Source organism: Pilimelia columellifera subsp. columellifera (assembly GCF_039532605.1).
GTDB lineage: Bacteria > Actinomycetota > Actinomycetes > Mycobacteriales > Micromonosporaceae > Pilimelia > Pilimelia columellifera.
Window position 1 is genome coordinate 53,592 of the sequence record NZ_BAAARY010000012.1, and the last position, 25,917, is coordinate 79,508.

22 protein-coding genes are annotated in these 25,917 nt (G+C 71.4%); 14 read left to right on the forward strand and 8 right to left on the reverse strand.

Features of this window, described 5'->3' with window-relative positions; translation table 11 throughout:
- Positions 1-103: 103 nt before the first annotated feature.
- The 7 genes from ABD287_RS13310 to ABD287_RS13340 are packed head-to-tail and all read left to right on the forward strand — an operon-like array spanning position 104 to position 9,211.
- Positions 104-568 carry a chemotaxis protein CheW gene (locus ABD287_RS13310; protein WP_344172819.1) on the forward strand — a complete coding sequence of 155 codons (465 nt, stop codon included), beginning with the start codon at positions 104-106 and terminating at the stop codon, positions 566-568.
- Entirely contained in the window at positions 552-2,018 is a 1,467-nt protein-coding gene (locus tag ABD287_RS13315) for a CheR family methyltransferase (protein WP_344172821.1), read from the forward strand. Before ABD287_RS13310 ends, ABD287_RS13315 begins: the two co-directional genes overlap by 17 nt.
- Positions 2,015-2,557, forward strand: a complete 543-nt coding sequence (locus ABD287_RS13320; protein ID WP_344172823.1) for a chemotaxis protein CheW — start codon at positions 2,015-2,017, stop codon at positions 2,555-2,557. Before ABD287_RS13315 ends, ABD287_RS13320 begins: the two co-directional genes overlap by 4 nt.
- A complete protein-coding gene (locus ABD287_RS13325) occupies positions 2,554-4,032 on the forward strand; it encodes a methyl-accepting chemotaxis protein (protein ID WP_344172825.1) in 1,479 nt (492 codons plus the stop codon). Before ABD287_RS13320 ends, ABD287_RS13325 begins: the two co-directional genes overlap by 4 nt.
- The gene (locus tag ABD287_RS13330) at positions 4,033-6,159 is read left to right on the forward strand and encodes a hybrid sensor histidine kinase/response regulator (protein ID WP_344172827.1); all 2,127 of its coding nucleotides are present in this window, start codon (positions 4,033-4,035) and stop codon (positions 6,157-6,159) included.
- Positions 6,156-7,238: a chemotaxis-specific protein-glutamate methyltransferase CheB gene (gene cheB, locus ABD287_RS13335; RefSeq protein ID WP_344172829.1), complete on the forward strand. Its 1,083-nt coding sequence runs from the start codon at positions 6,156-6,158 to the stop codon at positions 7,236-7,238. Before ABD287_RS13330 ends, cheB begins: the two co-directional genes overlap by 4 nt.
- A complete protein-coding gene (locus ABD287_RS13340; RefSeq protein ID WP_344172832.1) occupies positions 7,220-9,211 on the forward strand; it encodes a response regulator in 1,992 nt (663 codons plus the stop codon). The genes cheB and ABD287_RS13340 overlap by 19 nt, the downstream gene beginning before the upstream one ends.
- Before the next feature lie 76 nt (positions 9,212-9,287).
- On the opposite strand, the gene ABD287_RS13345 is transcribed toward ABD287_RS13340, so the two are convergent.
- Positions 9,288-10,031 (reverse strand): hypothetical protein, encoded by a 744-nt coding sequence (locus tag ABD287_RS13345; RefSeq protein WP_344172834.1) that lies wholly within the window; start codon positions 10,029-10,031, stop codon positions 9,288-9,290.
- A gap of 462 nt (positions 10,032-10,493) precedes the next feature.
- On the opposite strand from ABD287_RS13345, the gene ABD287_RS13350 reads away from it, so the two are divergent.
- The 3 genes from ABD287_RS13350 (at position 10,494) to ABD287_RS13360 (ending at position 14,667) form a co-directional block, all read left to right on the forward strand.
- Positions 10,494-11,345, forward strand: a complete 852-nt coding sequence (locus ABD287_RS13350) for a lytic polysaccharide monooxygenase auxiliary activity family 9 protein (protein ID WP_344172836.1) — start codon at positions 10,494-10,496, stop codon at positions 11,343-11,345.
- Positions 11,346-11,468: 123 nt separating this feature from the next.
- The gene (locus ABD287_RS13355) at positions 11,469-13,766 is read left to right on the forward strand and encodes a hybrid sensor histidine kinase/response regulator (protein WP_344172838.1); all 2,298 of its coding nucleotides are present in this window, start codon (positions 11,469-11,471) and stop codon (positions 13,764-13,766) included.
- Positions 13,756-14,667 (forward strand): transporter substrate-binding domain-containing protein, encoded by a 912-nt coding sequence (locus ABD287_RS13360; protein ID WP_344172840.1) that lies wholly within the window; start codon positions 13,756-13,758, stop codon positions 14,665-14,667. The genes ABD287_RS13355 and ABD287_RS13360 overlap by 11 nt, the downstream gene beginning before the upstream one ends.
- A 12-nt stretch (positions 14,668-14,679) precedes the next feature.
- Here ABD287_RS13360 and ABD287_RS13365 read toward each other — a convergent pair whose 3' ends face one another.
- Positions 14,680-15,990 (reverse strand): hypothetical protein, encoded by a 1,311-nt coding sequence (locus ABD287_RS13365; RefSeq protein ID WP_344172842.1) that lies wholly within the window; start codon positions 15,988-15,990, stop codon positions 14,680-14,682.
- Positions 15,991-16,206: 216 nt separating this feature from the next.
- On the opposite strand from ABD287_RS13365, the gene ABD287_RS13370 reads away from it, so the two are divergent.
- The gene (locus ABD287_RS13370) at positions 16,207-16,614 is read left to right on the forward strand and encodes an SCP2 sterol-binding domain-containing protein (RefSeq protein ID WP_344172844.1); all 408 of its coding nucleotides are present in this window, start codon (positions 16,207-16,209) and stop codon (positions 16,612-16,614) included.
- Complete coding sequence (locus ABD287_RS13375) at positions 16,611-18,689, forward strand: amylo-alpha-1,6-glucosidase (protein WP_344172846.1); 2,079 nt, start codon at positions 16,611-16,613, stop codon at positions 18,687-18,689. Before ABD287_RS13370 ends, ABD287_RS13375 begins: the two co-directional genes overlap by 4 nt.
- Positions 18,690-18,764: 75 nt before the next feature.
- Here ABD287_RS13375 and ABD287_RS13380 read toward each other — a convergent pair whose 3' ends face one another.
- Positions 18,765-19,220: an ester cyclase gene (locus ABD287_RS13380; protein WP_344172849.1), complete on the reverse strand. Its 456-nt coding sequence runs from the start codon at positions 19,218-19,220 to the stop codon at positions 18,765-18,767.
- A gap of 91 nt (positions 19,221-19,311) precedes the next feature.
- Here ABD287_RS13380 and ABD287_RS13385 point away from each other — a divergent pair, with 91 nt between their 5' ends.
- On the forward strand, positions 19,312-20,094 hold the full coding sequence (locus ABD287_RS13385) for a bestrophin-like domain (RefSeq protein WP_344172851.1): 783 nt from the start codon (positions 19,312-19,314) through the stop codon (positions 20,092-20,094).
- On the opposite strand, the gene ABD287_RS13390 is transcribed toward ABD287_RS13385, so the two are convergent.
- From ABD287_RS13390 to ABD287_RS13410, 5 genes are all read right to left on the reverse strand, one after another.
- A complete protein-coding gene (locus ABD287_RS13390; RefSeq protein ID WP_344172853.1) occupies positions 20,041-20,565 on the reverse strand; it encodes a trehalase-like domain-containing protein in 525 nt (174 codons plus the stop codon). The two genes, ABD287_RS13385 and ABD287_RS13390, sit on opposite strands and share 54 nt — an antisense overlap.
- Positions 20,566-20,569: 4 nt before the next feature.
- Entirely contained in the window at positions 20,570-21,466 is an 897-nt protein-coding gene (gene iolE / locus ABD287_RS13395; protein WP_344172914.1) for a myo-inosose-2 dehydratase, read from the reverse strand.
- The gene (locus ABD287_RS13400) at positions 21,466-23,079 is read right to left on the reverse strand and encodes a pyranose oxidase (RefSeq protein WP_344172855.1); all 1,614 of its coding nucleotides are present in this window, start codon (positions 23,077-23,079) and stop codon (positions 21,466-21,468) included. The genes iolE and ABD287_RS13400 overlap by 1 nt, the downstream gene beginning before the upstream one ends.
- 73 nt (positions 23,080-23,152) lie before the next feature.
- Positions 23,153-24,424, reverse strand: coding sequence for an FG-GAP repeat domain-containing protein (locus ABD287_RS13405; RefSeq protein WP_344172857.1), 1,272 nt, complete (start codon positions 24,422-24,424; stop codon positions 23,153-23,155).
- A gap of 197 nt (positions 24,425-24,621) precedes the next feature.
- Positions 24,622-25,131 (reverse strand): DUF1269 domain-containing protein, encoded by a 510-nt coding sequence (locus tag ABD287_RS13410; RefSeq protein WP_344172859.1) that lies wholly within the window; start codon positions 25,129-25,131, stop codon positions 24,622-24,624.
- 297 nt (positions 25,132-25,428) lie between these two features.
- Between ABD287_RS13410 and ABD287_RS13415 the strand changes: the two genes are divergently transcribed.
- Positions 25,429-25,842, forward strand: coding sequence for a DUF7144 family membrane protein (locus ABD287_RS13415; protein WP_344172861.1), 414 nt, complete (start codon positions 25,429-25,431; stop codon positions 25,840-25,842).
- Positions 25,843-25,917 lie beyond the last annotated feature (75 nt).

Below are 25,917 nucleotides of genomic sequence, written 5' to 3' on the forward strand. Positions count from 1 at the left end.
TGCGGCTTTTGCCGGCTGCCCCGCGAGGGCAGGGCTAGCCTGACACCAGTTCGCGAAATCTGGCGATAACGACCATTGAAGCCTCAGCGGATGGCGGTCGCTCGTGTCCGTGATCGGTAAACCGACCGCGCGTCGGTCGTCGCTGCTCTTCCGGGCTGGCGCCCTGCTCTGCGGGGTCCCGATGGAGGACGTGGTGGAGACCATGCGGCCGCTTCCCGTGCGCCCGCTCGCCGGGCTACCGCCGCATCTGCTCGGCGTCGGCGTGGTCCGCGGCCGGCCCACACCGGTGGTGGACGTGGCTGTCCTGGTCACCGATCGGCACGCCGAGCCGAGCCGGTTCCTCGTGGTCCGTGGCGAGCGCGGTCCGGTGGCGCTAACCACAGGCCCGGTGCTCGGGGTGGGTGAGGTGACCAGCGGCCGCGGCGATGCGCGGTTGGTGTCGTCGGTGGCGGCGATCGACGTCCGGGGCGACGAGCCGGTCCTGCTTCTCACGCTCGCCAACCTTGTCCCCGACGAGGTGTGGGCGGCGCTGCCGGCGGATTGGGACAGCCATGGCGACCCGGGCTGACCCGGCCGAGCTGGCCCAGTTCCGCGAGGTCCTCGCCGACCTGCTCGGCCTCACCTTCCCGGCCCGTAGCCACGACCAGCTCGCCGAGGTGCTGCGGCGGAGATCCGAGCACCGCGGCCTGACCAGGTCCGAGTACCTCACACGGCTCAGCACGCGCCTGGACCGGGACGAGTTGGCGGCCCTGGCCGAAGAGTTGACGATCAACGAGACCTACTTCTTCCGACACACCGAGCAGCTGCGCGCCTTGGCCGGCGCCGCGCTGCCGGCGCGCGTCCGCGCCCGGGCCGCCGAGCGGCAGCTGCGGCTGCTGTCGGTCGGCTGCGCGTCCGGCGAGGAGGCGTACACGCTGGCGATGCTGGCGCTGGAGGCCGTGCCCGACCCGTCGTGGCAGGTGCGGGTGCTGGGCGTCGACATCCACTCCGCGATGCTGCGTAGGGCGGTGGCGGCCACGTACTCGGCCTGGTCGCTGCGCGAGACGCCCCCCGCGGCGCGACAGCGGTGGTTCCAGCCGTACGGCCACGATTTCCAGGTCGCGGAGGCGGTGCGGCAACATGTGGTGTTCCAGCACCACAACATCACCGAGGACGAGCCGGTGGTGTGGCGGCGCGGCGCGTACGACGTGATCTTCTGCCGCAACGTGCTCATGTACCTGAGGCCCGAGGCGGCCGAGGGGGTCGTCGCCCGGATGACGCGCGCGTTGGCCCCCGGCGGGTTCCTGTTCCTCGGCCACACCGACTCGCTGGGCGGCCGGCCCAGCGGGCTGCGGGTGCGGCACAGCGACGACGCGTTCTACTACCAACGCCCGCCGGACACCGCGCCGCCGTCGGCAGGCGCTGTCGACCCGCCCGGGCCACCAGGGCTGTGGCATGCGGTGCCGGCGGCGGTTCCCGGCGCCCGACCGGCGGCGAGTGGCGCCGTCCAACCCGGCCCCGACATCGAGGCCAGCCAGCCGGCGCGCTGGCGGGAGGTGCTGGAGCTGGTCCGTCAGGAGCGATTCGCTGAGGCCCTCGGCCGGGTCGCGGAGCTGACCGGGGCCGGCCCCGACGGACTGACGCCGGCGTTGCTGCGGGCGTTCCTGCTCGCCCAGACCGAGGACCGTCCCGCCGCGGAGGCAGCCTGCCGGGCGCTCCTCGGCTCGCACCGCGCCGACGCCGACGCCCACCATCTGCTGGCCATGTGCGCCGAGGACGACGACCCGGCCGGCGCCGCCGAGCGGTACCGGCTGGCCGCCACCCTGGACCCGGACTTCGCCATGCCGTGGCTCCGGATGGGAGTGTTGGCCCGCCGTCGCGGCGACCCGCAGGCGATGCGCCTGGACCTGGAACGCGCGATCGCGCTCCTCGCGTCCGAACGCGAGCAACGGATCCTGCTGTTCGGCGGCGGCTTCGGGCGCCAGGCGCTGCGCTCGCTGTGCCGCGCCGAGCTCGACGCGTCCGGAGCCCGCCGATGAACGCCCAGACCCGTGGCCTGGCCGAGCGGCTGACGGATCTGCGGGAATCGTTCGACCGGTCGTTCGTCGATCCGCCGCGCCCGCCCGGCGGGGCCACCGAACACCTGCTGGCGATCCGGGCCGCCGACCATCCATACGCCCTGCGGCTCAACGAGACCGCCGGCCTGTTCGCCGATCGGGCCGTCACCCCGCTGCCCGGGCCGGTCACCGCCCTGTGCGGCGTGGCCACCTTCCGCGGCGTCATCGTCCCGGTCTACTCGCTGGCGGCGCTGCTCGGACGCCAGCCCCGCGCCGATCCGCGCTGGCTGGCGCTGGTGCTCGGCGCTCCGGCGCTCGCGGTCGGCTTCGACGCGCTCGACGGGCACCTGCGCCTGCCGGCGGAGGCGCTGGTGTTCTTGGCCCCGGGCAGCGAACGGCGCGGCTGTCTCAGCGGGCTGGCGACGCTGCCGGACCAACAGTTGAGCGTCGTCGACCTGGCGGCGGTTCGGGACACGATCCACGTCATGGCGGCACACCCGAAGGAAGGCGAAGTGGGATGACGCGACGACATTGGACCTTCGGGCAACGCCTCGCTGCCGGGTTCGGCGCGATGGTCGTGCTGACTCTGATCATGGCCGCGGTGGCCATCATCGCGGTGAACTCGGTCAGGTCGGGCAAGGATCAGGTGATCAACAATGGGATGCAGGTCCGGTTGCAGTCCGAGCAGCTCCTGGCGTCCGCGGGCGAGCAGGCGGCGGACACCCGGGGTTACCTGCTCACCGGCAACGAACAGGTCCTGGCCAAGGCCGAACGCGCGACCGCGGCCTTCGAAGAGCTCGTCCAGCAGCTGCGGGCCAATCCGAACGCCGGCCCCGAGTCGCAGGTCCTGCTCGGTGACGTCGAGGAGGCCCACGCCAGCTACCGGGTGGCCCTCGGCCGGGTGGTGGCGCAACGTCGGGCGGGCGCGCCGCTGGCGACCGTCGGCGCCAATTTCGAACGGACGGTGCTGCCTCAACGCGTCAACCTCGACCAGCAGGTGAACGCCCTCAACGAGAGCCTCACCACCCAGCTCATGCGGGAACGCGACGTCGCCACCGCGCAGGCCAACCGGGCGGTCGCGGTGGTGCTCGGGGTGGCCATGGTGGTGACCGTGCTCGGGGTGCTGATGGCCTGGCTGCTTGCCCGGATGCTGGGCCACCAGATCGGCGGGGTGGTCGGCCACATCCAGAGTTCCTCGGCCGAGCTGGAGGCGGTGGCGGCGCAGCAGGCCAACGGCGCCCGGGACCAGGCCACCGCCATGAACGAGATAACGACGACGACCAACGAGCTGTCGATCACCTCCCGGCAGATCGTCGACACCGCACAGCGGGTGTCGCGGACCGCCGAGCAGACGGCGGAGGCCGCGCGCACCGGCGACGCCACCATCGAGCAGACCCGGGTGTCGATCGCGGCGATCCGCCGGCAGGTGGACCTCATCGTCCAGCACATGCTGTCGCTGGGGGAGAAGTCGCAGCAGATCGGCGGCATCGTCGAGTTGGTCGCCGAGCTGGCCGAGCAGACGAACATCCTCGCCATCAACGCCACGATCGAGGCCAGCGGCGCTGGCGAGTGGGGGCGCCGGTTCGGCGTCGTCGCCGACGAGATCCGTAAGCTCGCCGACCGGACGTCCAGCTCGGCCAAGGAGATCCAGGCCCTCGTCGACGACGTGCGCGGCGCGGTGAACACCACGGTGATGGCCACTGAGACCGGCGCCAAAGCGGTGGACTCCGGCGCCCAACGGTTCGACGAGGTGACCGAGGCGTTCGAACGGATCTCACATCAGGTCGCCACGACCACCGACGCCGCCCGTGAGATCGAGCTGTCGACCCGGCAGCAGAGCACCGCCGTCGAGCAGACCAACATCGCGGTCGCCGACACCGCGCGGGTGACCCGGGAGACCGAGGCGAGCGCCACCGAGACCCGGCAGACCGCCGCGGAGCTTGCCGTCCTGGGGCGCGACCTCATGCGGTTGGTCACGGCGAAGGCGGGGTCGTAGGTGGTCGACGATCCGCTCCGGTACTTCCGGATCGAGGCGCGTGAACTGGTGGAACAGCTCACCCAGGGCGTGCTCGACCTGGAACGGGCCCGAGGGGACCGGGAGGCGGTGGCTCGGTTATTGCGGGCCGCGCACACTCTCAAGGGCGCCGCCCGGGTGGTCCGGCAGCCCGACCTGGCCGACCATGCGCACGAGCTGGAATCGCTGCTCGTCGGGCACCGGCGGGCCGATGACGAGCCGGTGCCGACCACGACGGTCAGCCGCCTGCTGGCGATCAGCGACGACCTGAGCATCTCCGTCGGGCAGCTGCCCCCGGCGCCCGACGGCGCGCCGACGACCGCCCATGAGGCCGCCGCCCCGGCCAGGCGCGCGGGCGCGCCGGTCGAGGTGGCTGTCGCGCCCGGTCCGCCGGCCGGATCTGTTCTGCCCGCCGTCCGGGCCGACGCCCGGGACGTCGACGAACTGCTCGACGTCGTCGGCGAGGCGCACGCCCAGCTCGCGCCGCTGCGGCGGCAGGTCGAGTCGGTGGAGCGGGCCAGACGCTCTGCCGAGCTGCTGGCCGACCGGCTGCGCGCCCGCGCCCTGGTCGGCGACGAGCCTGGTGACCGCCGGACCGACGCCGGCCATGGCACGGCCGGGCGGCTGGCCGGCGAGCTGACCGCTCTGGCGCGCTCGCTCACCGACTCGGTGAGCTACGTCCAGCGGGAGCTCGACGAGGTTCGGCGCCGTGCCGAGCGGCTGCGTCTGGCCCCGGCCAGCAGCATCTTCGGGGCCCTGCGCCGCGCGGTGCGCGACGCCGCGGACGTCGCCGACAAGCAGGTGACCTTCGAGGCCAGCGGCGGCGACCTGCGGATCGACCCGCACGTGTTGACGCTGATCGGCAACGCGATGCTGCATGTGGTGCGCAACGCCGTCGTACACGGCATCGAGCCGTCGGCTGACCGGGTGGCGGCCGGCAAGCCGCCCGCCGGCCGGGTGATCGTGGAGGCGCTGCGGCGCGGGCGTCACGGCGCCTTCAGATGCCGGGACGACGGCCAGGGCTTCGACCTGGCCGCACTGCGGACCGCCGCGGCCGCCACCGGTTGGCGCAGCGCCACCGGCGATGACGCCCGCGATTTGCCGGAGCTGATGCGGTTGTTGATGCGCGGCGGCATCAGCACCGCCCGGGAGGTCAGCTCGGCGGCTGGCCGGGGCATCGGACTGGACGTGCTGCGGGATATCGCCGAGCAGCTCGGGGGCGAGGTGCGGGTCAGCACCGATCCCGGCGAGGGCACCACGGTCGAGTTCGTGGCGCCGCTGACGGTGGTGTCGATGCAGGGGCTGGTGGTCCGCGCCGGTGAGGTCACCGCGACCATCCCGCTCGACGCGGTGCGAACCTGCCTGCGGCTCGGCCCGGACCAGTCGGCGCACGCGGTCGCCGAAGGCGCCCTGGCGTACGGGAGCAGCCTGGCGCCGTTCGTGCCGCTGACGGGGCTGCTCGGCGGCGGCGACGGCACGGTCGAGGTGGGAAACACGGTGGCTGTCATCGTGACGGCAGACGGGGAGTCCGGCGCGGTCGGCGCCCATGAGCTGTTGGGCATCTCCACTCTGGTCTCCCGGCCGTTGCCCGAACTGGCCCCGGCCGACCCGGTCGTGGACAGCGTGACCCTCGACGCCGACGGGGCCCCGCGGATCGTGCTGGCGCCAGCGGCGTTGATCGCGGGGGCGGCCCGCCGGGCGCCCCGGGGCGCCCGGGAGTCGCCCGGCGCCGCCGCCATCCGCAACCCGATCCTTGTCGTCGACGACTCGCTGACCACCCGGATGTTGGAACGCAGCATCCTCGAGGCTGCCGGCTACCGGGTCGACGTGGCGGCATCCGGCGAGGAGGGGCTGGCGAAGGCCGCCGAGACCCGGTACGCCCTGTTCCTCGTCGACATTGACATGCCTGGCATCGACGGGTTCACCTTCCTGGAGCGGACCCGCGCCGACCCGGACCTCCGCGACATCCCTGTGATCATGGTGAGTTCCCGCGACACGGCCGAGGACCGGCGGCGTGGCGCCGAGGCTGGCGCCAGCGGTCACGTCGCCAAGGGCGAGTTCGACCAGGACGAGCTGCTCGACCGCATCCGCACCCTGGTCGGCGCATGAACACGGCCACGGTCCGGGTCCTCATCGTGGAGGACTCCCTCACGGTGCGGCGCCGGCTGCACGAGGCGTTGTCCGCCGACGCGGCCATCACCGTCGTCGGCGAGGCGGCCGACGGCATCGAGGCCGTCGAACTGTGCCGGCGGCTACGACCGGACGTGGTCACCATGGACGTCGTCCTGCCCGGCATCAGCGGCCTCGCCGCCACCGAGCGGATCATGTCGGAGACGCCGACCCCGATCCTGGTTGTCTCCGCGGGGGAGCGCAGCGAGGTCTTCACCACCTACGACGCGCTCGCCGCCGGCGCGATGGAGGTCATGGACAAACCCCACGGCGACGCCTCCGACCAGGGGTGGGGCGAGCGGTTGTGCGCGGCGGTGAGGTTGCTGGCCCGGGTGCCGGTCGTCACCCGGCGCCGGCGGAGCCCGGACAGGACGCCACAGCAGTCGCCGCTGACGTCGCCCCCCGCCCGGCGACGCTCCATCGACGTCGTGGCGGTGGGCGCCTCGACCGGTGGACCCGGCGCGGTGGCCGAGCTGCTGCGGGCGCTGCCCGCCGGGTTCGGGCCGCCGATCCTGCTGGTGCAGCACATCGCCAACGACCAGTTCGTTGTGGCGTTCTCGGACTGGCTGGCCGGCCGGGGCAGCCGCCCGGTCAGCTACGCCCAGGGCGGGGAGGCGGTGTCCAGACTGGCCGGTCAGGTGGTGATGGCGCCGCCGGACCGGCACCTGGTCGTCCGCGGCGGACTGCTGCGACTCACCGCCGAGCCGCCCCGCCACTACTGCCGGCCATCGGTGGATGTCCTGTTCGAGAGCGTCACCGCCGACTACGGGGACCGGGCGGCCGGCTGCCTGCTCACCGGCATGGGACGCGACGGGGCCGGCGGCCTCCTCGCGCTCCGACGCGCCGGAGCGCCGACGTTCGCCCAGAGCGAGGAGACCTGCGTGGTGTATGGAATGCCCCGGGCGGCCGTTGAGCTCGACGCCGCCGAACACCGGCTGTCACCGGCTGGCATCAGCGAACGGCTGGCTGCGCTGACGGGCGCCGAGGCGACGGGGAAGCCATGGCGACGAGAGTCCTGATCGTCGACGACAGCCTCACCGTGCGGATGGACCTCGATCGGGCCTTCCGGGACAGCGGGTTGAGCCCCACCCTGTGTGACAGCGGAGCGCAGGCACAGGCGGCCCTGGCGAAGAGCGCCTGGGATCTGGTGGTCCTCGATGTGCGGCTGCCCGACGCCGACGGCGTGGAGCTGCTGGCGCAGATCCGGGCCGACCCAGCCCACGAGGACACGATCGTGCTGCTGCTGTCCACGGAGGCTGAGGTGGCCGACCGGCTGCGCGGGCTTCAGACCGGCGCCGACGACTACGTCGGCAAACCCTACGACGCCGCCTCGGTCGTGGCCCGCGCCCACCAGCTGCTGCGGTCACGCTCGGCGACCGGCGCCGACCGCCCCACCGTCCTCGTCATCGACGACAGTCTTACCTATCGGGAGCATCTTCGCGCTTCGCTTGAGGGCGAGGGCTACGCGGTGGTAACCGCCGCCGGCGGCGAGGAGGGTCTGCGGCTGGCGGCGGGCCGCCGACCCAACGCGATCGTCGTGGACGGGATGATGCCCGACATCGACGGACCGACGGTTATTCGCCAGATCCGCCTGGACGCGGCGCTGCGGGACATCCCGTGCCTGCTGCTCACCGGCTCCGATGACGACGCCTCGGAGCTGCGGACGCTGGAGGCCGGAGCGGACGCGTTCGTGCGTAAGCACGAGGACCTGTCGGTGCTGCTGGCCAGGCTGGCGACGGCGGCGCGCAGCCGGACGGAGGCCCTGCCGATCACCGCGGCCGGCAGTGTGCACGGCCCGACGACGCTACTCATGGTGGACAGCGACGAAGAGTACCTGCGCGAGGCGGGCGCCGCGCTGCGCGCCGAAGGCCACGAAATCGTCCTCGCCAGGCGGGCGGCTGACGCCCTGACACTGCTCGCCGCCCAACCGGTCGACTGTGTCCTGCTCGGACTGAACACGTTGCACGGGGATCTCGCCGATCTCGCCGTCGAGATCCGTCAGCTGCCGGGCCTGTCGACCGTCCCGATCGTGGTGCTCGGGCCCGGCGCCGAGCCGACCGCCCTCATCGATTCGCTGGCCGCTGGCGCCGACCACTACATCGCCCGATCGGACGGGCTGCCCATCTTGAAGGCGAACGTGCGGAGCCAGATCCGTCGCAAACAGACGCAGGACCGGGCCCGCCGCATCCGCGAGGAGCTGCTTCGCGGCGAGGCGGAGGCGGCGGAGGCGCGGGCGGCGAAGAAGCTCGCGGCGGCCCGTGCGGAGCTGGTCGAGGAGCTACAGTGGCGCAACGAGGAGCTGGACGCGTTCGCCGGCTCGGTCGCCCACGATCTCCGCACCCCGATGACGGTCATCAAGGCGCTCGCCGAGGAGATGATCGAGGACGACATCGGCGTGCTCGGGAAGCGCGGGCAGCAGCGGATCCACCGGATCGAGACCGCTGTCGACCGGATGACCGAACTGGTCGACAGCCTGTTGCTGCTGTCCCAGGCCAGCCGCGCCGAGTTGCGCTACGACCGGGCCGACATCTCGGCGCTGGCCCGCGACGTCGTCGATGAGCTGCGGCGCCGGGATCCGGACCGCGAGGTCACCGTCACCATCGCCGACGGCATGAGCGTGCGCGGCGACCGAGGGCTGCTCCGGGTGATGCTGGCCAACATCGTCGGCAACTCGTGGAAGTTCACCGGTCGGGTCGAGCACGCCCGGATCGACATCTACTGTGAGCGGGCTGACGACGTGGTGACCTACTTCGTTCGCGACAACGGCGCGGGCTTCCCGCCCGCGAATGCTGAGCGGATCTTCCGACCGTTCCAGCGGGTCCACACGGTGGCCCAGTTCCCGGGCACCGGGATCGGTCTCACCACGGTGCGCCGGATCATCGAGCGGCACGGCGGCACGGTCCGGGCGCAGAGCGACGGCATCGGCCTGGGCTCCACCTTCGTGATCACGCTGCCGGTCAGGACGGACCCCGACGACCTGACCGACGCCTAGGCGCGCGCTGGCGTCGCCGAGCCTTACGGCTCCCATCCGATGCCGACCACGCCCGGCGGCATCAAACCCCGGACCCTTATCTGGCGCGGCGGTAGAGGGTGATGAGCCACCCGGCGCTGAAGATCATGGTGAGGACGCCGACGGCGAGCCAGGCCACCGGGATCGAGTCGGGAAGATTGCCCGACGCCAGCCGTCCGTCACCGATGTTGGCGTCGATGGGGTCGCCCGCGCCCGCTCCCGCGCCGGCATCGTCGTCCGCGGTGTTCGGGCTGGGGGCGGGCTTCGTGGGTCGCGGCGCTTCGCCGGCGGCGATGACGTTGATGTTCGTGCTCCCCGCGCCGAGCTTCTGCCCGGTCAGATCGAGGGCCTCCACACTGACCGAGACGGTGCCGGTGGTCCGGGCAGCCGGAACCCGCACGGTGTACACCGCGGTGACGTTTCGTCCGCGACAGAGCTGGCCGTCGTCGACGCGCTGGTCGGTCAGACGCACCGCGCCAGACGTCTGGGACTGGCGCATCGGGACGAGCGTGCCGTTCTCGGTCCGGACGACCGTGATGTCGTCGAGGTTGAGGCGCTGCTCCGGGACGGCCATCGTGAACTGCCAACGGACCCGTTGACAGTTGCTAAAGTCGAGGGCCTGGTGGCGGGCCACCGCTCGTACGCGCATCGTCGTCCCGGCCCGGATGTTCGCGGGCGTGCCGACATCGACCTGCGCCACCGCCGGCGCGGCTGCCGCCGCGGGAAACTGCGGGACGATCCCGACGAGGGCTCCGGCCACGACGCCGAGGACGCCAGCGAGGCTTACGGATCGAAGATTCATGACCACTCGCTCCCCTCGCACATCTCTACCGGTCCCACGCTAGTGGCCCAGCACATCGACTGATATTGGTGGATGGGTCAGTGATGCCGGAGAAGGATGGTGAGAATCAACCGCGCGGATTGAACCGATGCCCGTTCTCCTGAACGGGGTCAGCCCCCGACCGGCTGGCTGTCCCGCCGTCGGATGCCTAGATCGACCTGCCGAAGGTTGACGATGCGCTCTGCGCCGACAACGCAACGGGGTCGGCTGCGCCCGGCTCAGGCGCCCTGGCTGCTACACCCGGGTCAGCTCCTTCCGGGACGACGTCAGGAGAGCCGTCATCGAACTCGGCGGCCAGCTGCCCGCGGGGCTTTAGCCGGCGTCCACGGCGTCGCGACCGGCCGTGCCGTCCCGGCGGGTTGAACCGCTGGGACGGCACGGCCGTACCAGAATCCGGGTTCGTACGGATCTGGGAGGTTCGGCATGGGGACGTGGCGACTGGGCGCGGCGGTGGCAGCGATGGTCCTGGTCGGCGTCGTCCCCGCGACGGCGGCTTTCGGGCACGGCGCGGTCCAGCGGCCGGCGAGCCGCGGCTACGCGTGCGGGCCGGAAGGCGGCGACGCCGCGCGGCTGGCCGCGTGTCGGGCGGCGCGGGACGCCGGTGAGATCGCGGACTGGGACAACCTCCGAATCGCCGACGTGGCCGGCCGTGACCGGGAGCTGATCCCGGACGGGCGGCTGTGCAGCGCCGGCATCGGCCGCTACCGCGGGTTGGACCTGGCCCGCGACGACTGGCCGGCGACGCAGCTACGCCCGGCGTCCGACCTCCGGGTCCGTTACCGCACGACCATCCCGCACCAGGGAACCTTCCGCCTGTACCTGACCAATGACGGCTACGACCCAACCAGGCCGCTGCGTTGGGCGGACCTGGGGCGTGAGCCGTTCCTGACGGCTGTGGACCCGCCGCTGGCCAACGGGGCCTACACGTTCGCCGGGCGTATGCCGCAGCGGACGGGCCGCCACCTCATCTACACGATCTGGCAGAACTCCAGCACGCCGGACACGTACTACTCCTGCTCCGACGTGGTCTTCGCCGCGACGCCCCGCCCGGGCGCGACGGGAGACGATGTCGCGGTCCCGGCGGCGTCCGCGGGGGAGCGGGCTCCGGTTGGACCGCCGGCGCCGACCCCGCAGGTGGCGACCCGGCCGGCTGCCAGTGTCGGCGAGGGAGGCATGTCGGGTGTCGTGGTGGCTGTGCTGGGCGTGGCGTCGGCGGTCGCCGGCGCGGTCTTCGTCGGTCTGAGGGGATTCGCGGGTCGGCGCCGTCGCCGCTGACCAGGAGCGGAGCGGTCGGGTAGGCGAGTAGCATTATGTCCATATAATAGAAACATATAGTTATATTGCCGGCAAACGGAGAGTCGATTGCGGCCAGGCCAACTGCTCCGGAGCGGCCGTCTGGTGGGCAACCTGCCCTGGGCGGCGGCCGCATTGACGGTGCTGGCTCTGGTCGTCGTCTGGATCTGGTCCAGCGCCACCCTCAGCCGCGAGGCTAACGCCCGCACCGCCGGAGCCCTGGAGCAGGCGCGCACCGTCATCGGCGGCGAGCTGCTGCGTCACACCGACCTGCTGCGTGCCGGCGCCGCCCTCCTCGCCAACCGCAATGTCACCCCTGAGCAGTTCGAACGCCAGGTCGCCCTGCTTGAGCTGCCCCGGCGGTATCCCGGCGCGGTGGCCCTCACCGTGGTCGACCAGACCGGCATCGTCCGGCGGGCCGCCCCGATCGCGGTGGCGGAATATCCACCGGGCACAGACCTGACCCGGGTGCCCCACATCGCTGCCGCCCTCGACGTCGCCACCCAATCCAACGGAGTCGCGCTCAGCGCCCCAGCGACCAGCGAACAGACCGGATCGACGATCATGTTCGCGTTCGCGGCGATCGGAAACGGCGGCTGGATCGGCGTCCAGATCAGCGGGCAGCGATTCCTTGACGCCGTCGCCGAGCACTCATCCGTCATGGGCGACATCAGCATCGCCGATGTCGTCGGCGACCAGCAGGCCCCGATCGCCGCCGCCGCGCTCGCCGACCGGAAGCCGGTCAGGTCCACGGACATGCCGGCGCTGGGCCGGCGTTGGCAACTCGCCTATTCACCCGAACACCCGGTCCTGGCCACCCGTGAACGGGTGCTGCCATGGCTGTTGCTCGCCGTCGGCGCCGCCGCGGCGGTCGTGGTGGTCCTGACCCTGCTGGCGCAGGCCCGCGCGCGTCGCGACGCCGTCACCATGGCCATCCGGCTCAGCGAGAGCGAGGCCCGGCGCGACCGGCTGCTCGACGCGTCCCCAGTGGCGATCATCGAGGTGGCCCGGGACGGCCGGGTGGCCAACGAGAACGCCGCCGCCGGCGCGCTGCTCGGCCACGAGCCCGGCAGCGCGGTCGGGCGCCAGCTCAGCGTCGACGTTCGTGGCCCCACCGGCGGGCGATCGTCGTTGGAACTGGCCAGCGATCTCAATGGCACGCCCCTGGTCATCGAGACCCCGCACGGCGCCCGGTGGGTGGTCGCGTACTGCACGGAGACGCTGGCCGGGATGGGACGGCTCCTGGTGCTGGTCGACGAGAGCGAGCGCCACCGGTTGGAGGAACGGTTGACCGAGGCCCAGCGGATGGAGGCGCTCGGTCTGCTCGCTGGCCGGATCGCCCACGACTTCAACAACCTGCTCACCCCGATCGGCGGGTACCTCGACCTCGTCCTGTCCGGCGAGGGCCTCAACGACGACGACCGGTCCATGCTCGACGAGTGCCGATACGCGACTGAACGCGCCGCCGCGCTGGTGAGCCAGATCCTCACCGTGGGCCGACAGCATGTCGTCGCGGTCCGCGCGGTCGACGCCGCAGCCGCGATCCGATCGCTCGCCGGCCTGCTCACGCAGATCGCGGGGCCCGGCATCGCGTTCCGCGTCCACACTCCCGCCGAACCGCCCGTCCCGGCCGTCGCCATCGATCCCACCGGCCTCGAACAGGTGGTCGTCAACCTGGTGACCAACGCCCGGGACGCTTGCGCGCCAGGCGGCGCGGTGACCGTGACCGTGACGGTCGAAGGACCGCTGGTCGTCCTGAGCGTCGCCGACACCGGCGCCGGGATGGACGACGCGACGAGGCAACGCGTCTTCGAGCCCTTCTTCACCACCAAACAGGGTCACGGCACCGGACTGGGCCTGGCCACTGTGTACGCGATCGTCAGCGGCGCCGGCGGCACGATCGAGGTGACCAGCGCGCCCGGCCAGGGGACCACCTTCACGATCCGCCTTCCGCTGGTGGATCCGCCGGCCGAGGAGGCGGTCGAGTCGCCGGACGGAAGCGCCGCCGCGGGCCAGGCCGAGGCCGCCGCCGGTCGCACCGTCCTGCTCGTCGAGGACGAGGACCAGGTGCGGCGGCTGGTGCAGCGGATCCTGCGACGGCAGGGTTACCGGGTGCTGGCGGCGGCGTCCGGCGAGGAGGCGCAGCGCCTGTACGCCGAGGGCCCGGACCACGTCGACCTGCTGCTCTCCGACGTCAGGCTTCCCGGCATCAGCGGCCCGGAACTGGCCAGCGCGCTGACCGCCGAACGGGCCGGGCTCCCCGTGGTGTACATGTCCGGCTACACCGAAGGACTGGTGTCCGACGACGGGCGACTGCCCCCGGGCACCATGCTCCTGACCAAGCCGTTTCGCGCTGACGAGCTGGCCAGACAGATCGCGGAGGCGTTCGCCGATGGCGACTGACCACGGCCGCAAAGCAGGCGCCGTCGGGTGGACGGCGACGCGGCGGCGCCTGCTTGGCGGAGCGGCCGGGATGTTCGTGGCGGCCGTCGCGCCCGCCGGCTGCACTCGGGACGCGCGGCCAGGCTCCCGGCTCGGCGCGCTGCGCGCCCGGGGAGTGGCCCGGCTCGCCCTGGCCAACGAGGAGCCGTTCGGCTTCGTCGACGCCGCCGGGCGACCCACCGGCGCGATGCCGCAGATCGCCGCCGCGGTGCTGACGCGGCTCGGTGTCGCCCGGGTGGAACCGGTGTCCACCAACTTCGCCCGCCTCATCGACACGCTGCTGGACGACCGGGCGGACCTCATCGCGGCCGGGATGTCCATCACCGACGACCGTTGTCGCCAGGTGACGTTCGTCGGGCCTGACTTCAGCCTTCCGCAGGCCCTCGGTGTGGCCGTCGGCAACCCCCTGCGCCTCACCGACTACCGGTCCGTGGCGGCGGCGCCGGGGGCCCGGCTCGGGGTGCTCGGCGGCGCGGTGGAGGCCGGCTACGCGGCGGCCGCCGGGGTGCGCGCCTCGCACATCCTGCCGTTCCTGGAACAGGAGGAGCTGGTCACCGCGGTGATCTCCGGGGACATCGCGGCGTTCGGGCTGACCAGCCTCTCGACGCGGATGCTGGTCTCTCAGGCCCGGCCTGGCGCGCTGGAGGCCACCGCGAGCTTCTGGGCGGTCGTCGACGGGGTCCGGCAGCAGGAACGTGGCGCCATGGCATTCAACCCGGACCACGACGACTTCGCCGCAGCGTACGCGGCGAAGGCCACTGAGCTGCGCCGGGCCGGCGAGTTGGCGGCGATTCTTCGCCGCTGGGGTTTCCGCCCCGACGAGGCGGGCGCCCCCGACGCACCGGTCAACTGTCCGGACTGAGATCCACGCCGGTCAATCGGTCGGTGTTCCGGCCCGGGTCGGCGTCCGCGCCAGGACCTCCACCGCCACGACGACGGCGAGCGCCGCTGTCGCCAGCCACAACCCCGCGGTGACGCTGGGCGCCACGAGCAGCAACGCGGCCGCGACGACCGCCGTGATCACCTGAATCGGTCGCCGGCTACGGTCGGCCAGCGCGCTCGTGCCGCCGATCGGCAGCTGCGCGTGCCCGAGGGCGCGGCCGAGGGCGTCGAGGATCCAGTTCCCGCCCCGGCGCAGCGCCACCGCGAGCTGGCTCGGGCCGGTCAGCCAGGCGACGAGCGCCGCCATGCCGGCGACGACGATGATGGCGGTGACCGCGTCCCGGACGCCGCCGGTGAGCGCCGTCATCACCTGGCGCGCAGCCTCGGGCGACGGCACCTCCGGCGGTAGTCGGTCGAGGTAGAGGTCCTGGACGGCGGCGATGCCCAGACGTAGCAGGAGCAGCCCGCCGGCGACGACGAGCCCGGCGACGAGCAGGCCCCGTCGCCGCTGTGGCGCGACACCGATGCCGACGAGCAGCAGCGTGAGCGCGACCCAGGGCAGCCACGTCGCGACCTGGTCCAGCCAGCGCACGTAGGTACGCAGCGCCGGCAACTGATCGGACGCGAATAGCGTGAACGGGATCGAGACCGCCGGTATCCGGGCGGCGATGGTGAGACCGGCCTCGACGAGCCGTTGCTTGACCTCGTCGAGGAACACGCCGAGGTCGACCGTGACGGTGGTTCCGCTGCTGGAGATGGCGCCGCTGCTGCCGCCGGTGAGCACCACGACGAGGCTCTCGTGCGCGGTCCGGTTCGCGGCGTCCCAGGCACGGGCGAACTGCGGGGTGGCCACCAGCTTCCGGATGGTGGAGTGGATGAACGACCTGGCCCCGCTGACCGCGGGCCGCACCAGCGCGTTGACCTGCGGCGGCGCGCCCTGGGCGGTCAGCCACGCCGAAGCCTGGGTGGCGATCGACTCAAGGTCGACGTGGGTGACGACCTCGGTGGTGATCCGGTTGGCGAGCGCGTCCTGAATGACCGGGTCATGCACGAGCGGCGAGACGGCGGCCATGTACCGGTCGGTGTCGAGCAGCTGGTTACGGGCGAAGACCGCGCCGACGGCGGTGACGCCGAGCGCGAGCGCCGTGAGCATGACGACGATCGAGGCCACCCAGCGTCCGGCGCGGCTGGCGCGTCCGGTCTGGCGGGCGCGCAGCTGCCGCACCTCGGCCCGGAGCCTGGCCAGCTCCGCGTCCCGGGCGTCAACGCCTGGGCCGTGCGGACCGTCGTGGTGCTCTGGCATAGGTGACCCGCCTCTGATCGTGCCGGGGTTGGGGTGTGTTCGGGCGGGGGTCAGGGCCACGCTAACGCCGGCGGCGCCATCCCGGGGCGGATTGCGAGGATCGTTCGCGGTATCGGGATACCGCTATTTCGCGGCGCCGGCTATTCGGCGGTATCGGCGCGAACGCCGTTACCGCGCCGTAGGCTCCCGTTCAGGAGCGACAGATCGGATAACGGCATGGGCGACATCACCACGGCCTTCTTCGACGAGCTGGCTGAATCGGATCATCAGCCAATGCTCCGGCGGGCCCAGGGAACCATTCGATTCGACATCGAGTCGGGCCGCACGACGAAACGTTGGGCGGTGACCATTGACCGCGGCGCCGTGACGGTGTCGCAGAAGAATCGCGCCGCCGACTGTGTCGTCCGCGCCGACGGCGCCGTTTTCGACAATCTGGTGACCGGCGCGGCGAACACGTTCGCCATGATGCTGCGCGGCCAGGTCGTCACCGATCTGGAGCACCCGGAGCTGCTGCTGCTGTTCCACCGGTTCATGCGAGCGCGCCAACAGGCGGCAGCCGCGACGGCGCCGCCGGCAGCCGCCGGCGCCGGGCGGGCCCGGAGCGCGGGGAGGACGAAGCGATGAGCACCGACGCGGTCTCCATCCTCGACGGCAACACCTTCGTCGTCAGCGATAACCGGGGCGACATCAACGCCACGCCGACCGACACCTCCGGGCTCTTCGCCTCGGACACCCGCTTCCTGTCCACCTGGAACCTCACCGTTGACGGCCAGCGGCTCAACTCCCTGTCGGTGGACCACCTGGAGTACTTCGCCTCCCGGTTCTTCCTGGTCCCGGGCACCGGCACCGTCTACGTGGACGCCAAGCTGTCGGTGATCAGGCAGCGGGCGGTCGGCGACGGGTTCCGGGAGCAGCTGACCATCCTCAACCACTCCGAGGAGCCGGTGACGCTGACGGTCCGCATCGACGCGGCCGCTGACTTCGCCGACCTGTTCGAGGTCAAGAACGCGACCGCGAAGAAGGGCAAGCACTACACCCGCGTCGACAAGCGTCAGCTGCTGCTCGGCTACGCCCGGGAGACGTTCGTCCGTGAGACGCTCATCAGCACCGACGGCGACGTCCAGGTCGACGACTCCGGCCTGACCTTTGTGGTCAGGATTCAGCCGCACGAGGACTGGAAGACCGAGTTGCGCGTCGAGGCCATCGGCGCGCTGCGCCGCGGGGCCGCGCCGCCGCACCGGCCCGGAACGCCGACCGCCGCCACCAAGTCGCGGCGTCGGGGGGAGGCCGAGAACGCCGAGGCCCGGATGTCGCGGAACCTCGACGCCTGGCTGACCAAAGCGCCGAAACTGGACTGTGACAACGACGACCTGCGGGTCACCTATCGCCGCAGCCTGGTGGACCTGGCGGCGCTGCGGTTCTCCCCATTGGTCGCCGGCGACTACAGCCTGCCGGCCGCCGGCCTGCCCTGGTTCATGACGATGTTCGGCCGGGACAGCATCTTCACCAGCCTCCAGGCGCTCCCGTTCGCCCCGGAGCTGGCCCGGACCACGCTGCGCGCGCTCGCCGACTGGCAGGGCGCGGTCGTGGACGACTTCCGCGACGAGGACCCGGGCCGGATCCTGCACGAGATGCGCTACGGCGAGACCGCCGCGTTCGAGGAGCAGCCGCACTCGCCGTACTACGGCACCGCCGACGCGACGCAGCTGTTCGTGGTGCTGCTCGACGAGTACGAGCGCTGGACCGGCGACCTGGCGCTGGCCCGTCAGCTGGAACCGGAGGCCCGCGCGGCGCTGAACTGGATCGACGAGTACGCCGACCTGCGCGGCAACGGCTACGTCTACTACGAGCGTCGCAACGAGCAGACCGGTCTGGAGAACCAGTGTTGGAAGGACTCCTGGGACTCGATCTCGTTCAAGGACGGCCGCCTGCCGGGATTCCCCCGGGCCACCTGCGAGCTACAGGGCTACGCCTACGACGCGAAGGTGCGCGCGGCGCGGCTGGCCCGGATCGCCTGGAAGGATCCCGCGTTCGCCGACCGGTTGGAGGCCGAGGCGGCCGCCCTCAAGCGCCGCTTCAACCGCGACTTCTGGGTCGCCGACGGACAGTACTTCGCCCTGGCGCTGGACGCCGACGGTAACCAGGTCGACGCGCTCAGCTCCAACATCGGCCATCTGCTGTGGAGTGGCATCGTCGACAAGTCCAAGGCCAAGGCGGTGGCCAGGCACCTGATGAGCGACCGGCTCTTCTCCGGCTGGGGGGTGCGGACGCTGGCCAAGGGGGAGCAGCGGTACAATCCGATCGGTTACCACGTCGGCACGGTGTGGCCGTTCGACAACTCGTTCATCGCCTGGGGCCTGCGACGTTACGGCTTCCACGACGAGGCGGCCCGCATCGCCGCGGGCATCCTCGATGCCGCGGTGTTCTTCGATGGCCGGCTGCCGGAGGCGTTCGGCGGGTACGAGCGGTCGCTGACCCGGTACCCGGTGCAGTATCCGACGGCGTGCAGCCCGCAGGCGTGGTCGACCGGGGCGCCGTTGTTGTTCCTGCGCACCATGCTGGGGCTGGAGCCCTCGGGCGACAACCTCGTGATCGATCCAGCGTTGCCGGACAACGCCGGGCACATCGCCCTGTACGACATTCCGGGACGGTGGGGTCAGCGCGACGCGTTCGCCCGCCGTCGCAGCCTCCGGGGCTGACCAGACCGGTCGGAAACGCTCGAATACTGAGATGGCGGCGCTCGTCCGAGCGCCGCCATCTCAGTATTCGAGGCCTCAGACGGCGGCCGGCGCGAGCTTCTTGACGGCGCCCATCTGGTACATGATGTCCCAGCCGTCGAGGGTGTTCCACTCCTCGACGATCTTGCCGCCCACGACGCGGTAGATGTCGGTGGCGCTGAAGTTGATCTCCTTGCGGGTGGCGGGGATGACCGTCGTCGGCGGGATGCCCCGGTAGTCGCCGGTGTGCCGGCCGGTCGCCGACCAGCGCAGCACCACCTTGTCGCCGTCGGCGAACACGTCCTCGACGGTGAAGACGAGGTTCTCGAAGGCGTCCAGGAACTCCCCGAGCGTGCGGGTGAAGTCCTCGATGCCGCGCACCTGCCCCTGGCCGGCGGGGAAAAAATTGACGTAGTCGGGCGCGAAGCACTCCCGGATGACGCTCATGTCTTTGCGGTTCATGCCGTCCAGATAAGCGCGCATGACGACTGCCTTGTTCTCCTCGGTACCCATTCGGGCATCCCCCGTTTTCTGCTCTGAGTTTCTGCTCTGAGAATGATTCATTCAGCAGTTAATCAGGCGGTGGAGAACCGAGGATGTACGAATGAGCAATCTCCTTCTCGATCTGCCCTTGTGGGGGATCATGGTCATCGTCATCGGCGGTCTCACCGCCGTCGCGGTGGGCCTGCAGGCGGCGATCCGGGCATTCTTCCCGGAGATCATGGCCCAGCGGCACAACGACGTCGCCGGGTTCCTGGCAGCCGTCATCGGCGTCATCTACGCCGTCACGGTCGGCTTCATCATCGCCGAGCAGTGGGACAACTTCACCGACGCCAAGGACCGCACCTACCGCGAGGCGTTCACGCTGTCGTCGATCGTCGAGGGCAGCATCGTGCTGGGCCCGGTCCAGCAGCGACAGTTCTCGGACGCGGTGCTGGCCTACAACCGGGAGGTCATCGCCTGGTGGCCGCGCCAGGGCGAGGGCGGCGCCGAGGAGCTACGGCAGGCCCAGACGTTGACCCCGCTGCACATCGCGCTCAACCAGGCGCAGCCGACTACCGAGGCGCAGCGAGCGTTCGTCACCGACGCGAGCGCCCGCCTGGCCGACGTCGCCGCCGACCGGGAGGACCGCCTGCACCGGGCCCGTAACGCGCACCTGGAGTGGCCGCTGTGGGTGCTGGTCGGGTTCGCTAGCGCGGTGGTGCTGGTGTTCTGCGCGCTGTTCGGGCTGGAGAGCCGGTGGCTGCATTACACGATGATCGCCGGCGTGGCGATGGCGGTGGGCAGCAACCTGCTGCTGGTTATCCTGCTCAACCACCCGCTCTCGGGCGCGCTAAGCGTCGGCCCGGACGCCTACCTGAGCGTCGTGGCTGACCTGACCCGCTGAGGCGCGCGCCGACAGCGCCGCGTCCAGGCGGCGGGCGGCGCCGATGAGCCCCAGGTGGGTGAACGCCTGCGTTGGAGCGCCCGGCCCAGTCTCGTCAGAACCGCACGGCGTGCGTGTATGCCCTGTCCGCCCACCGGTGGCTGGCCGCCGGGCTGGCCGCGCCGGGCGTGGCCACCTCCAGCACGAAGTCGAGCGTGAGGCGCCGACGCTGCTCGCCGACGCCGTCGCCGACAGGAACCGGGTCAGCAGCACGTTGGTGTCCGGCAGGTACAGCTGGCGCAGCCGGGCCCCCGGCTCTACCGGGGCGATCCGGAACCGCCCGCCGCCCTCGTCGTCGAGGAGGGCGGCGAAGACGGTCGGCGAGTCGAAGTCCGGCAGGCACAGGTAGTCCAGCGAGCCTCCGGTGGAGACCAGCCCGACGGTGTGCAGGTCACCGATGACCTCGTAGTCCTCGATCGGTTGGTAGCCCACCGTCTCAGACCCCGGCGATGTCCCGCAGGTGCTCCCGGGCCCGCTTGGCGTAGGTGAGCGGGTGCGCCTTGGCGGCGTCCTGTTCGGCCTCCACCACCAGCCAGCCCCGGTACCCGGCGTCGGCCAGCGCCTGCAGGATCGGCGCGAAGTCGATCATGCCGTCGCCGGGCACCGTGAAGATCCCGTTGAGGACGGCGTCCCGGAAGCTGTAGTCCTTGCGCTGCCAGTCGGCCAGCGCCTCCCGGCGCAGGTCCTTGAGGTGGACGTGCGCGATCCGGTCGACGTGCTCGCGGGCCAGCGCCAGCGGGTCGTCGCCGGCCCAGGCGAGGTGCCCGGTGTCGAGCAGCAGGTGGACCAGGTTCGGGTCGGTCTCGGCGAGCAGCCGGTCCACCTCGGCCCGGGTCTGCACGCCGGTGCCCATGTGGTGGTGGTAGCACAGCGTCATGCCGGCGTCCGCGGCGAGTTTTCCCAGCTCGTTGAGGCCGTTGACCATGCGGCGCCAGGCGGTGTCGTCGAAGACCGGCCGGTTGGCCAGCAACGCCACCGGCTGCTGGTGCACCGCGTGCCCTAGCTCGGCGACCACGACCCGGTCCCCGCCGACGGCCTTGATGAACGCCATCTGCTCCCGGAACCCGGCCACCGTCCGCTCGTGCATGCCCTCGGTGGTGAAGTACGTGCTCGCCCACGGCTCGGACACGCGCAGGCCGCGCAGGTCCAGTGCCGCCTTGAGCGTCGCCGGGTCCTTGGGGAACTTGTGCCCGACGCTGCACCCGGAGAACCCGGCCAGCGCCATTTCGCTGACGCACTGCTCGAACGGGATGTCCTCCCCGATGCCGGGGAAGTCGTCGTTGGTCCACACCGTCGGCGTGATCCCCAACGAGACCGCCCCGGCCGGGAACATCACGCGGTCTTCCCGGTGAGCCGCCGGACCGCCTTGAGCGCGAACGCCACGCTCGTCAGGGTCGGGTTGCTGGCGGTGCCGCGCGGGATGAGCCCGTTGCCGCCCAGGTACAGGTTGTCCATACCCCAGACCTTCGAGTGGGTGTCCACCACCGACGTCTCCGGGTCGTCGCCCATCCGGGTCGTGCCCGCCACATGCAGGCCCAGGCCGGGCTCGACGAAGCGCGGTTCGGACCCGGGCAGGAAGCCGCCCAGCGAGGCGGCGGCGTGCAGCATGTCGTTCATCATGGCGTGCTGCCGGGCCCGGTCCTCGCTGGTGAGACCGAACGTGAACGTCGGCTGGGGCAGGCCGTGGGTGTCGGTGTGCCGGTCGGAGAAGTCGATCCGGTTCTCGAAGCGCGGTTCGACGATGCCGAACCAGCGCAGGTCGACCACCAGCCGCCCGTCCACGTTGGGGGCGACCTCGCCGTAGTGGAAGGCGTCGCGGTGGATCTGGCAGTGCCAGGGCCGGTCCGCGGAGACCGGAATCCACACGTTGGGCTCCGGGTCCCCGGACGGGATCGGCACCGGGTCGTGCGGGTGCTCCTTGCGGTACGCGCCGACCCGCTCGGCGAAGCGCGGGTCGCCGGGGATGTTCTCGACGAGGTCCTGTCGCAACACGATCTGGCAGAAGGCGATCGGCTGCTCGGTCAGGTACCGGCCGAGGGCCTTCGGCCGGATGTCCGAGGCCCACAACAGCTGCGGCGTCAGGTACGCGTTCGCGGCCACGATGAAGTGCTCGGCCTCGACCCGCAGCATCCTCCAGTTGCGCAGGTCACGCACCTGGGCGTACTCGACCCGCGACCCGTCGGCCGAGCGCACGAGCTTGGCGCACAGGTGCTCGGGGCGGAGATCGAACGAGCCGTCCCGCCGGGCGGCGGCGGTCGGGTCGGCCAACTCCCCGAGGACGGTGTCGGCGCCGCTCCAGCGCACCATCTCCGGGTTGTCCTGGCGGCGTTGCACCGCCAGCGGCAGGCTCTGCACCTCGTACGGCTTGGGCAGGTTCGGGTACGCCCGTTGCAGCGCCTCGCGCACCACCTGGTGCCGGATCGAGTTCTCGAACTCGCCGACCCGGGTGTGCAGCAGCTGCTCGCCGTCGTTGTAGAGCTGCTCCCACTCGACGTCCGACAGCAGGGGGGTGCGCTCCAGCTCAGGGTGGTGCCGTGGGGTGGCGCAGGTCCAGTGGGTGGCCATGCCGCCGACGCCGTAGCTGACGGCCGCCGCGCCGAGGTTCACCGCCGGGTCCTGGTCGGGGTTCTGGTTGTTCTGGGTGAACCCGCGGAAGCGCGTCGGGTCGAACTGGAACGCCCCCGGGTCCAACGTGACCTCCGGGCGGGTGTTCGGCGGCACCGACAGCAGGCTCAGGTGCCCGCGGATCACCGACGAGAACAGGTCGAGGTTCTGCTGGTACAGGTACGCGTTCTTGAGATGCTCGCCGGGGCGCTCCGAGAGCGTGGCCCCGGCGTCGATCATGAGCACCTTCTTGCCGGCGGCGACCAGCTCCCGGGCGTACGTGCATCCGATCGGGCCGGAGCCGACGATCAGGGCGTCCACGCGCATCGTCTCGTCCTTCATGTGTTTCCCTTCGCAGCTGTTGAGCTCGCCCGGCGTCCGGGCGGGTTGACGTGGTCGTGCCGGAGCTGGTTGTTCAGCCGTCGCCGCCGGGCGGGGCCGCGGCGGGGCCCGGCTGGCCGAAGTCGTTGACGTGCAGCGTGATCCGCGGGTCGTCGATCTCGTAGTAGCCGACGGTGTCGTAGGACGTGGTGACGAAGTCGAGCCTGCCGTCGCCGGTGAAGTCGCCGACGGCGATCCGGGCCACCGAGCCGGCGGAGACCCGTTCCCGCACCAGCACCTCGCCCGCGGCGTCGAACTTGTAGTACATGACTCCCTGCGTGGGCTCCGGCCCGCGCAGCCCGACCAGGAACTCGTCGTCGCCGTCGCCGTCGAAGTCAGCGGCCACGACGTGGTGCGCGACCGCGTCGTGGGTGGCGTCGGGCAGCGGATAGACCTCCAGCTGACGGCGTTGCCACGGCTGCTCGAAGGTCAGCTCGCCGGGCGGGCGCAGGTAGACCGCCAGGGTGTCGCCGTGGAACGGCTCGACCGCCACGATCAGCCCGTACGGCGTGCCGCCGACCGTGCCGACGGCGAGGTTGCCGCTGCCGGAGAACTCGTGGTCGGGGAACTCGTGCGAGCGCCGTGGCGGAACCCCGGTCCCGAGCCGGTGGTGGCGCCAGCGCCCCCGGTCGTCGTACCCGAGCCAGGTGATGCCCTCGGCGGAGGCGAGCAGGAACGAGTCCCGCTGCGGCTGTGGGGTGTTCGGGAACTGGCCGGCGACGACGCCGTGGACGATCCGGAACTGCGCGTCGATCTCCTTGCCGGTCCACGGTGTGTCGCTGAGCGGGTTGTCCAGTCGGTCGTAGACCATGGCGCGCACCGGCGAGGCGACGCCGGCGGCGCCGCCCTCGGGCCCCACGACGGGCAGGGCCGCGAGCTGCGGGTGGCTGTCGGACGTGAACTGCCCGACCCGGATCCGGTGGGTGGCCACCAGGTCGGCGATCGGTCGTTGGGTCCACTGGCCGTCGAGACCGGACGCTGTCGGGTTGTGTAGCCAGGAGATCTTTCCGTCGCGGGGGCCGCAGTTGAACATGCAGTTGCCGTAGTCGTGGCAGATGACCAGGTCCGGTAGCCCGTCGCCGGTGAGGTCCGCCACGTCGAGTGAGACGGGTTTGTCGAGCGTGGCGATGACCCGTTTCTGCCAGGTCGGATTCTGGTACCAGACGACCTCGCCCCGGGTCAGCCCGGAGGCGACGAGGTCGGGACGGCCGTCGCCGTCGATGTCGACCGCCTGCACCCAGTACCCGTCCTGCGGGTCGGCGTCGACGACGGTCGTGGTGAAGCGTGGCGTCGTGGTGGGCCTCACAAGTCACTCTCCCCGAGGAGTCCTGGCGGTTCCGGATCAGAGGTCATGGGGCGCGCGGGGGCCTCTCGCTTCGCAGCGTAGTTGGAAGGTTGCTGTGTGTACGTCAAGTCCGCGCGACGGGCCCGAACCCGAATGGCCCCGAACGCGCGGGGGCCGAGCCGTGGTCCCGGCTCAGCCCCCGCAGCGTTCTCAGTGCCTCAGCCGACGGCCATCGGCGCCCGCGCGGCGGCGGCGGCCTCCCGGAGGCGGGTCTCCTCTTCGGTGCTCAGCGACGTCTTCAGTAGCTTGCCGCCGTGCTGGCCGTGCATCTGCTGCAGGACCTTGTCCTCGGTCATGCTCCGTACGAGCAGCACCAGCGCCGCGTTACCCGGCTCCAGCTCGGTGCCCAGCGAGCGCACGAAGTTGTCGTCGACGCCGAGGTCGGCGGTGGAGCCCGCCAACGCCCCCGCGCCGGCGCCCAGCGCCATGCCCAGCAGCGGCGCTAGGAACAGCAGTCCGATGAGCCCGCCCCAGGCGGCGCCGCCGAGTGAGGCGGCGCCGACGGCCCCGTTGGTCTGGTGGATCTTCATTTTGCCATCGGCGCGCCGTTCCACGACGACAGCGTCGTCGAGCTGGATGAGCATCTGCTTCTCCAGTCCGTGGAGCTGTCGAAGCGCGGACTGGGCGGCTTCGGCGCTCGGGTAACTCACTGCGATGAGATCGCTCATGCGTCTCCACACCCTTCGTCGGTAGGTCCCTACAGGAGCATCCTGCGCCCGTTAAGCGAATTCTGCTTACATTCTGCGGAACACCGTGACATGTGGGACCTAACCCATAGTTCAGACTTTTTCGTCGAGGCTCGGGTCGGCGACCGAGTCCCGTCGATCGCATACGGGCCGACACCGCGTGTGCCTATCGTGAGTCGAACCGGTGATCTCCAGCGGAACGCCCCGGCCCGGCCAATGACGCCGCGCCATACCTCGCGCCCGGCGGCTCACCACCACCCGAAACGGCAAGGAGGAGCGATGACGACCTATAACACCCCGTCGAGGCCCTGGGTGACCGGCGGCCTCGTTCTCGCGAGCACCATGATGGTGATCCTGGGCCTCTGGCAGGTCTTTGTCGGCATCGCCGCCATCGTCAACGACGACTTCTTCGTCGTCGGCGTCAACTACACATACAAGATCGACACGACCACCTGGGGCTGGATCCACCTTGCCCTCGGCGTTGCCGCCGTCGTCGCCGGTGTCGGACTCAGCGCCCGCGCCACCTGGGCTCGGGTGCTGGGCATGGTCTTCGCCGGACTGGCGATGCTCAACAACTTCATCTTCCTGCCCTACTACCCACTGTGGTCGATGACGGTCATCGCGCTGTCGGTCTTCGTCATCTGGGCGCTCGCCAACGCCAAGAGCGACGAATCTGAGTCGCCGAGAATGTAGGAACGCCGACCTTCCCGCCGCGACAGCGGCCGGGCCGGCCAGCGAAGTCTCCGCTGACCGGCCCGGCCGATTCTG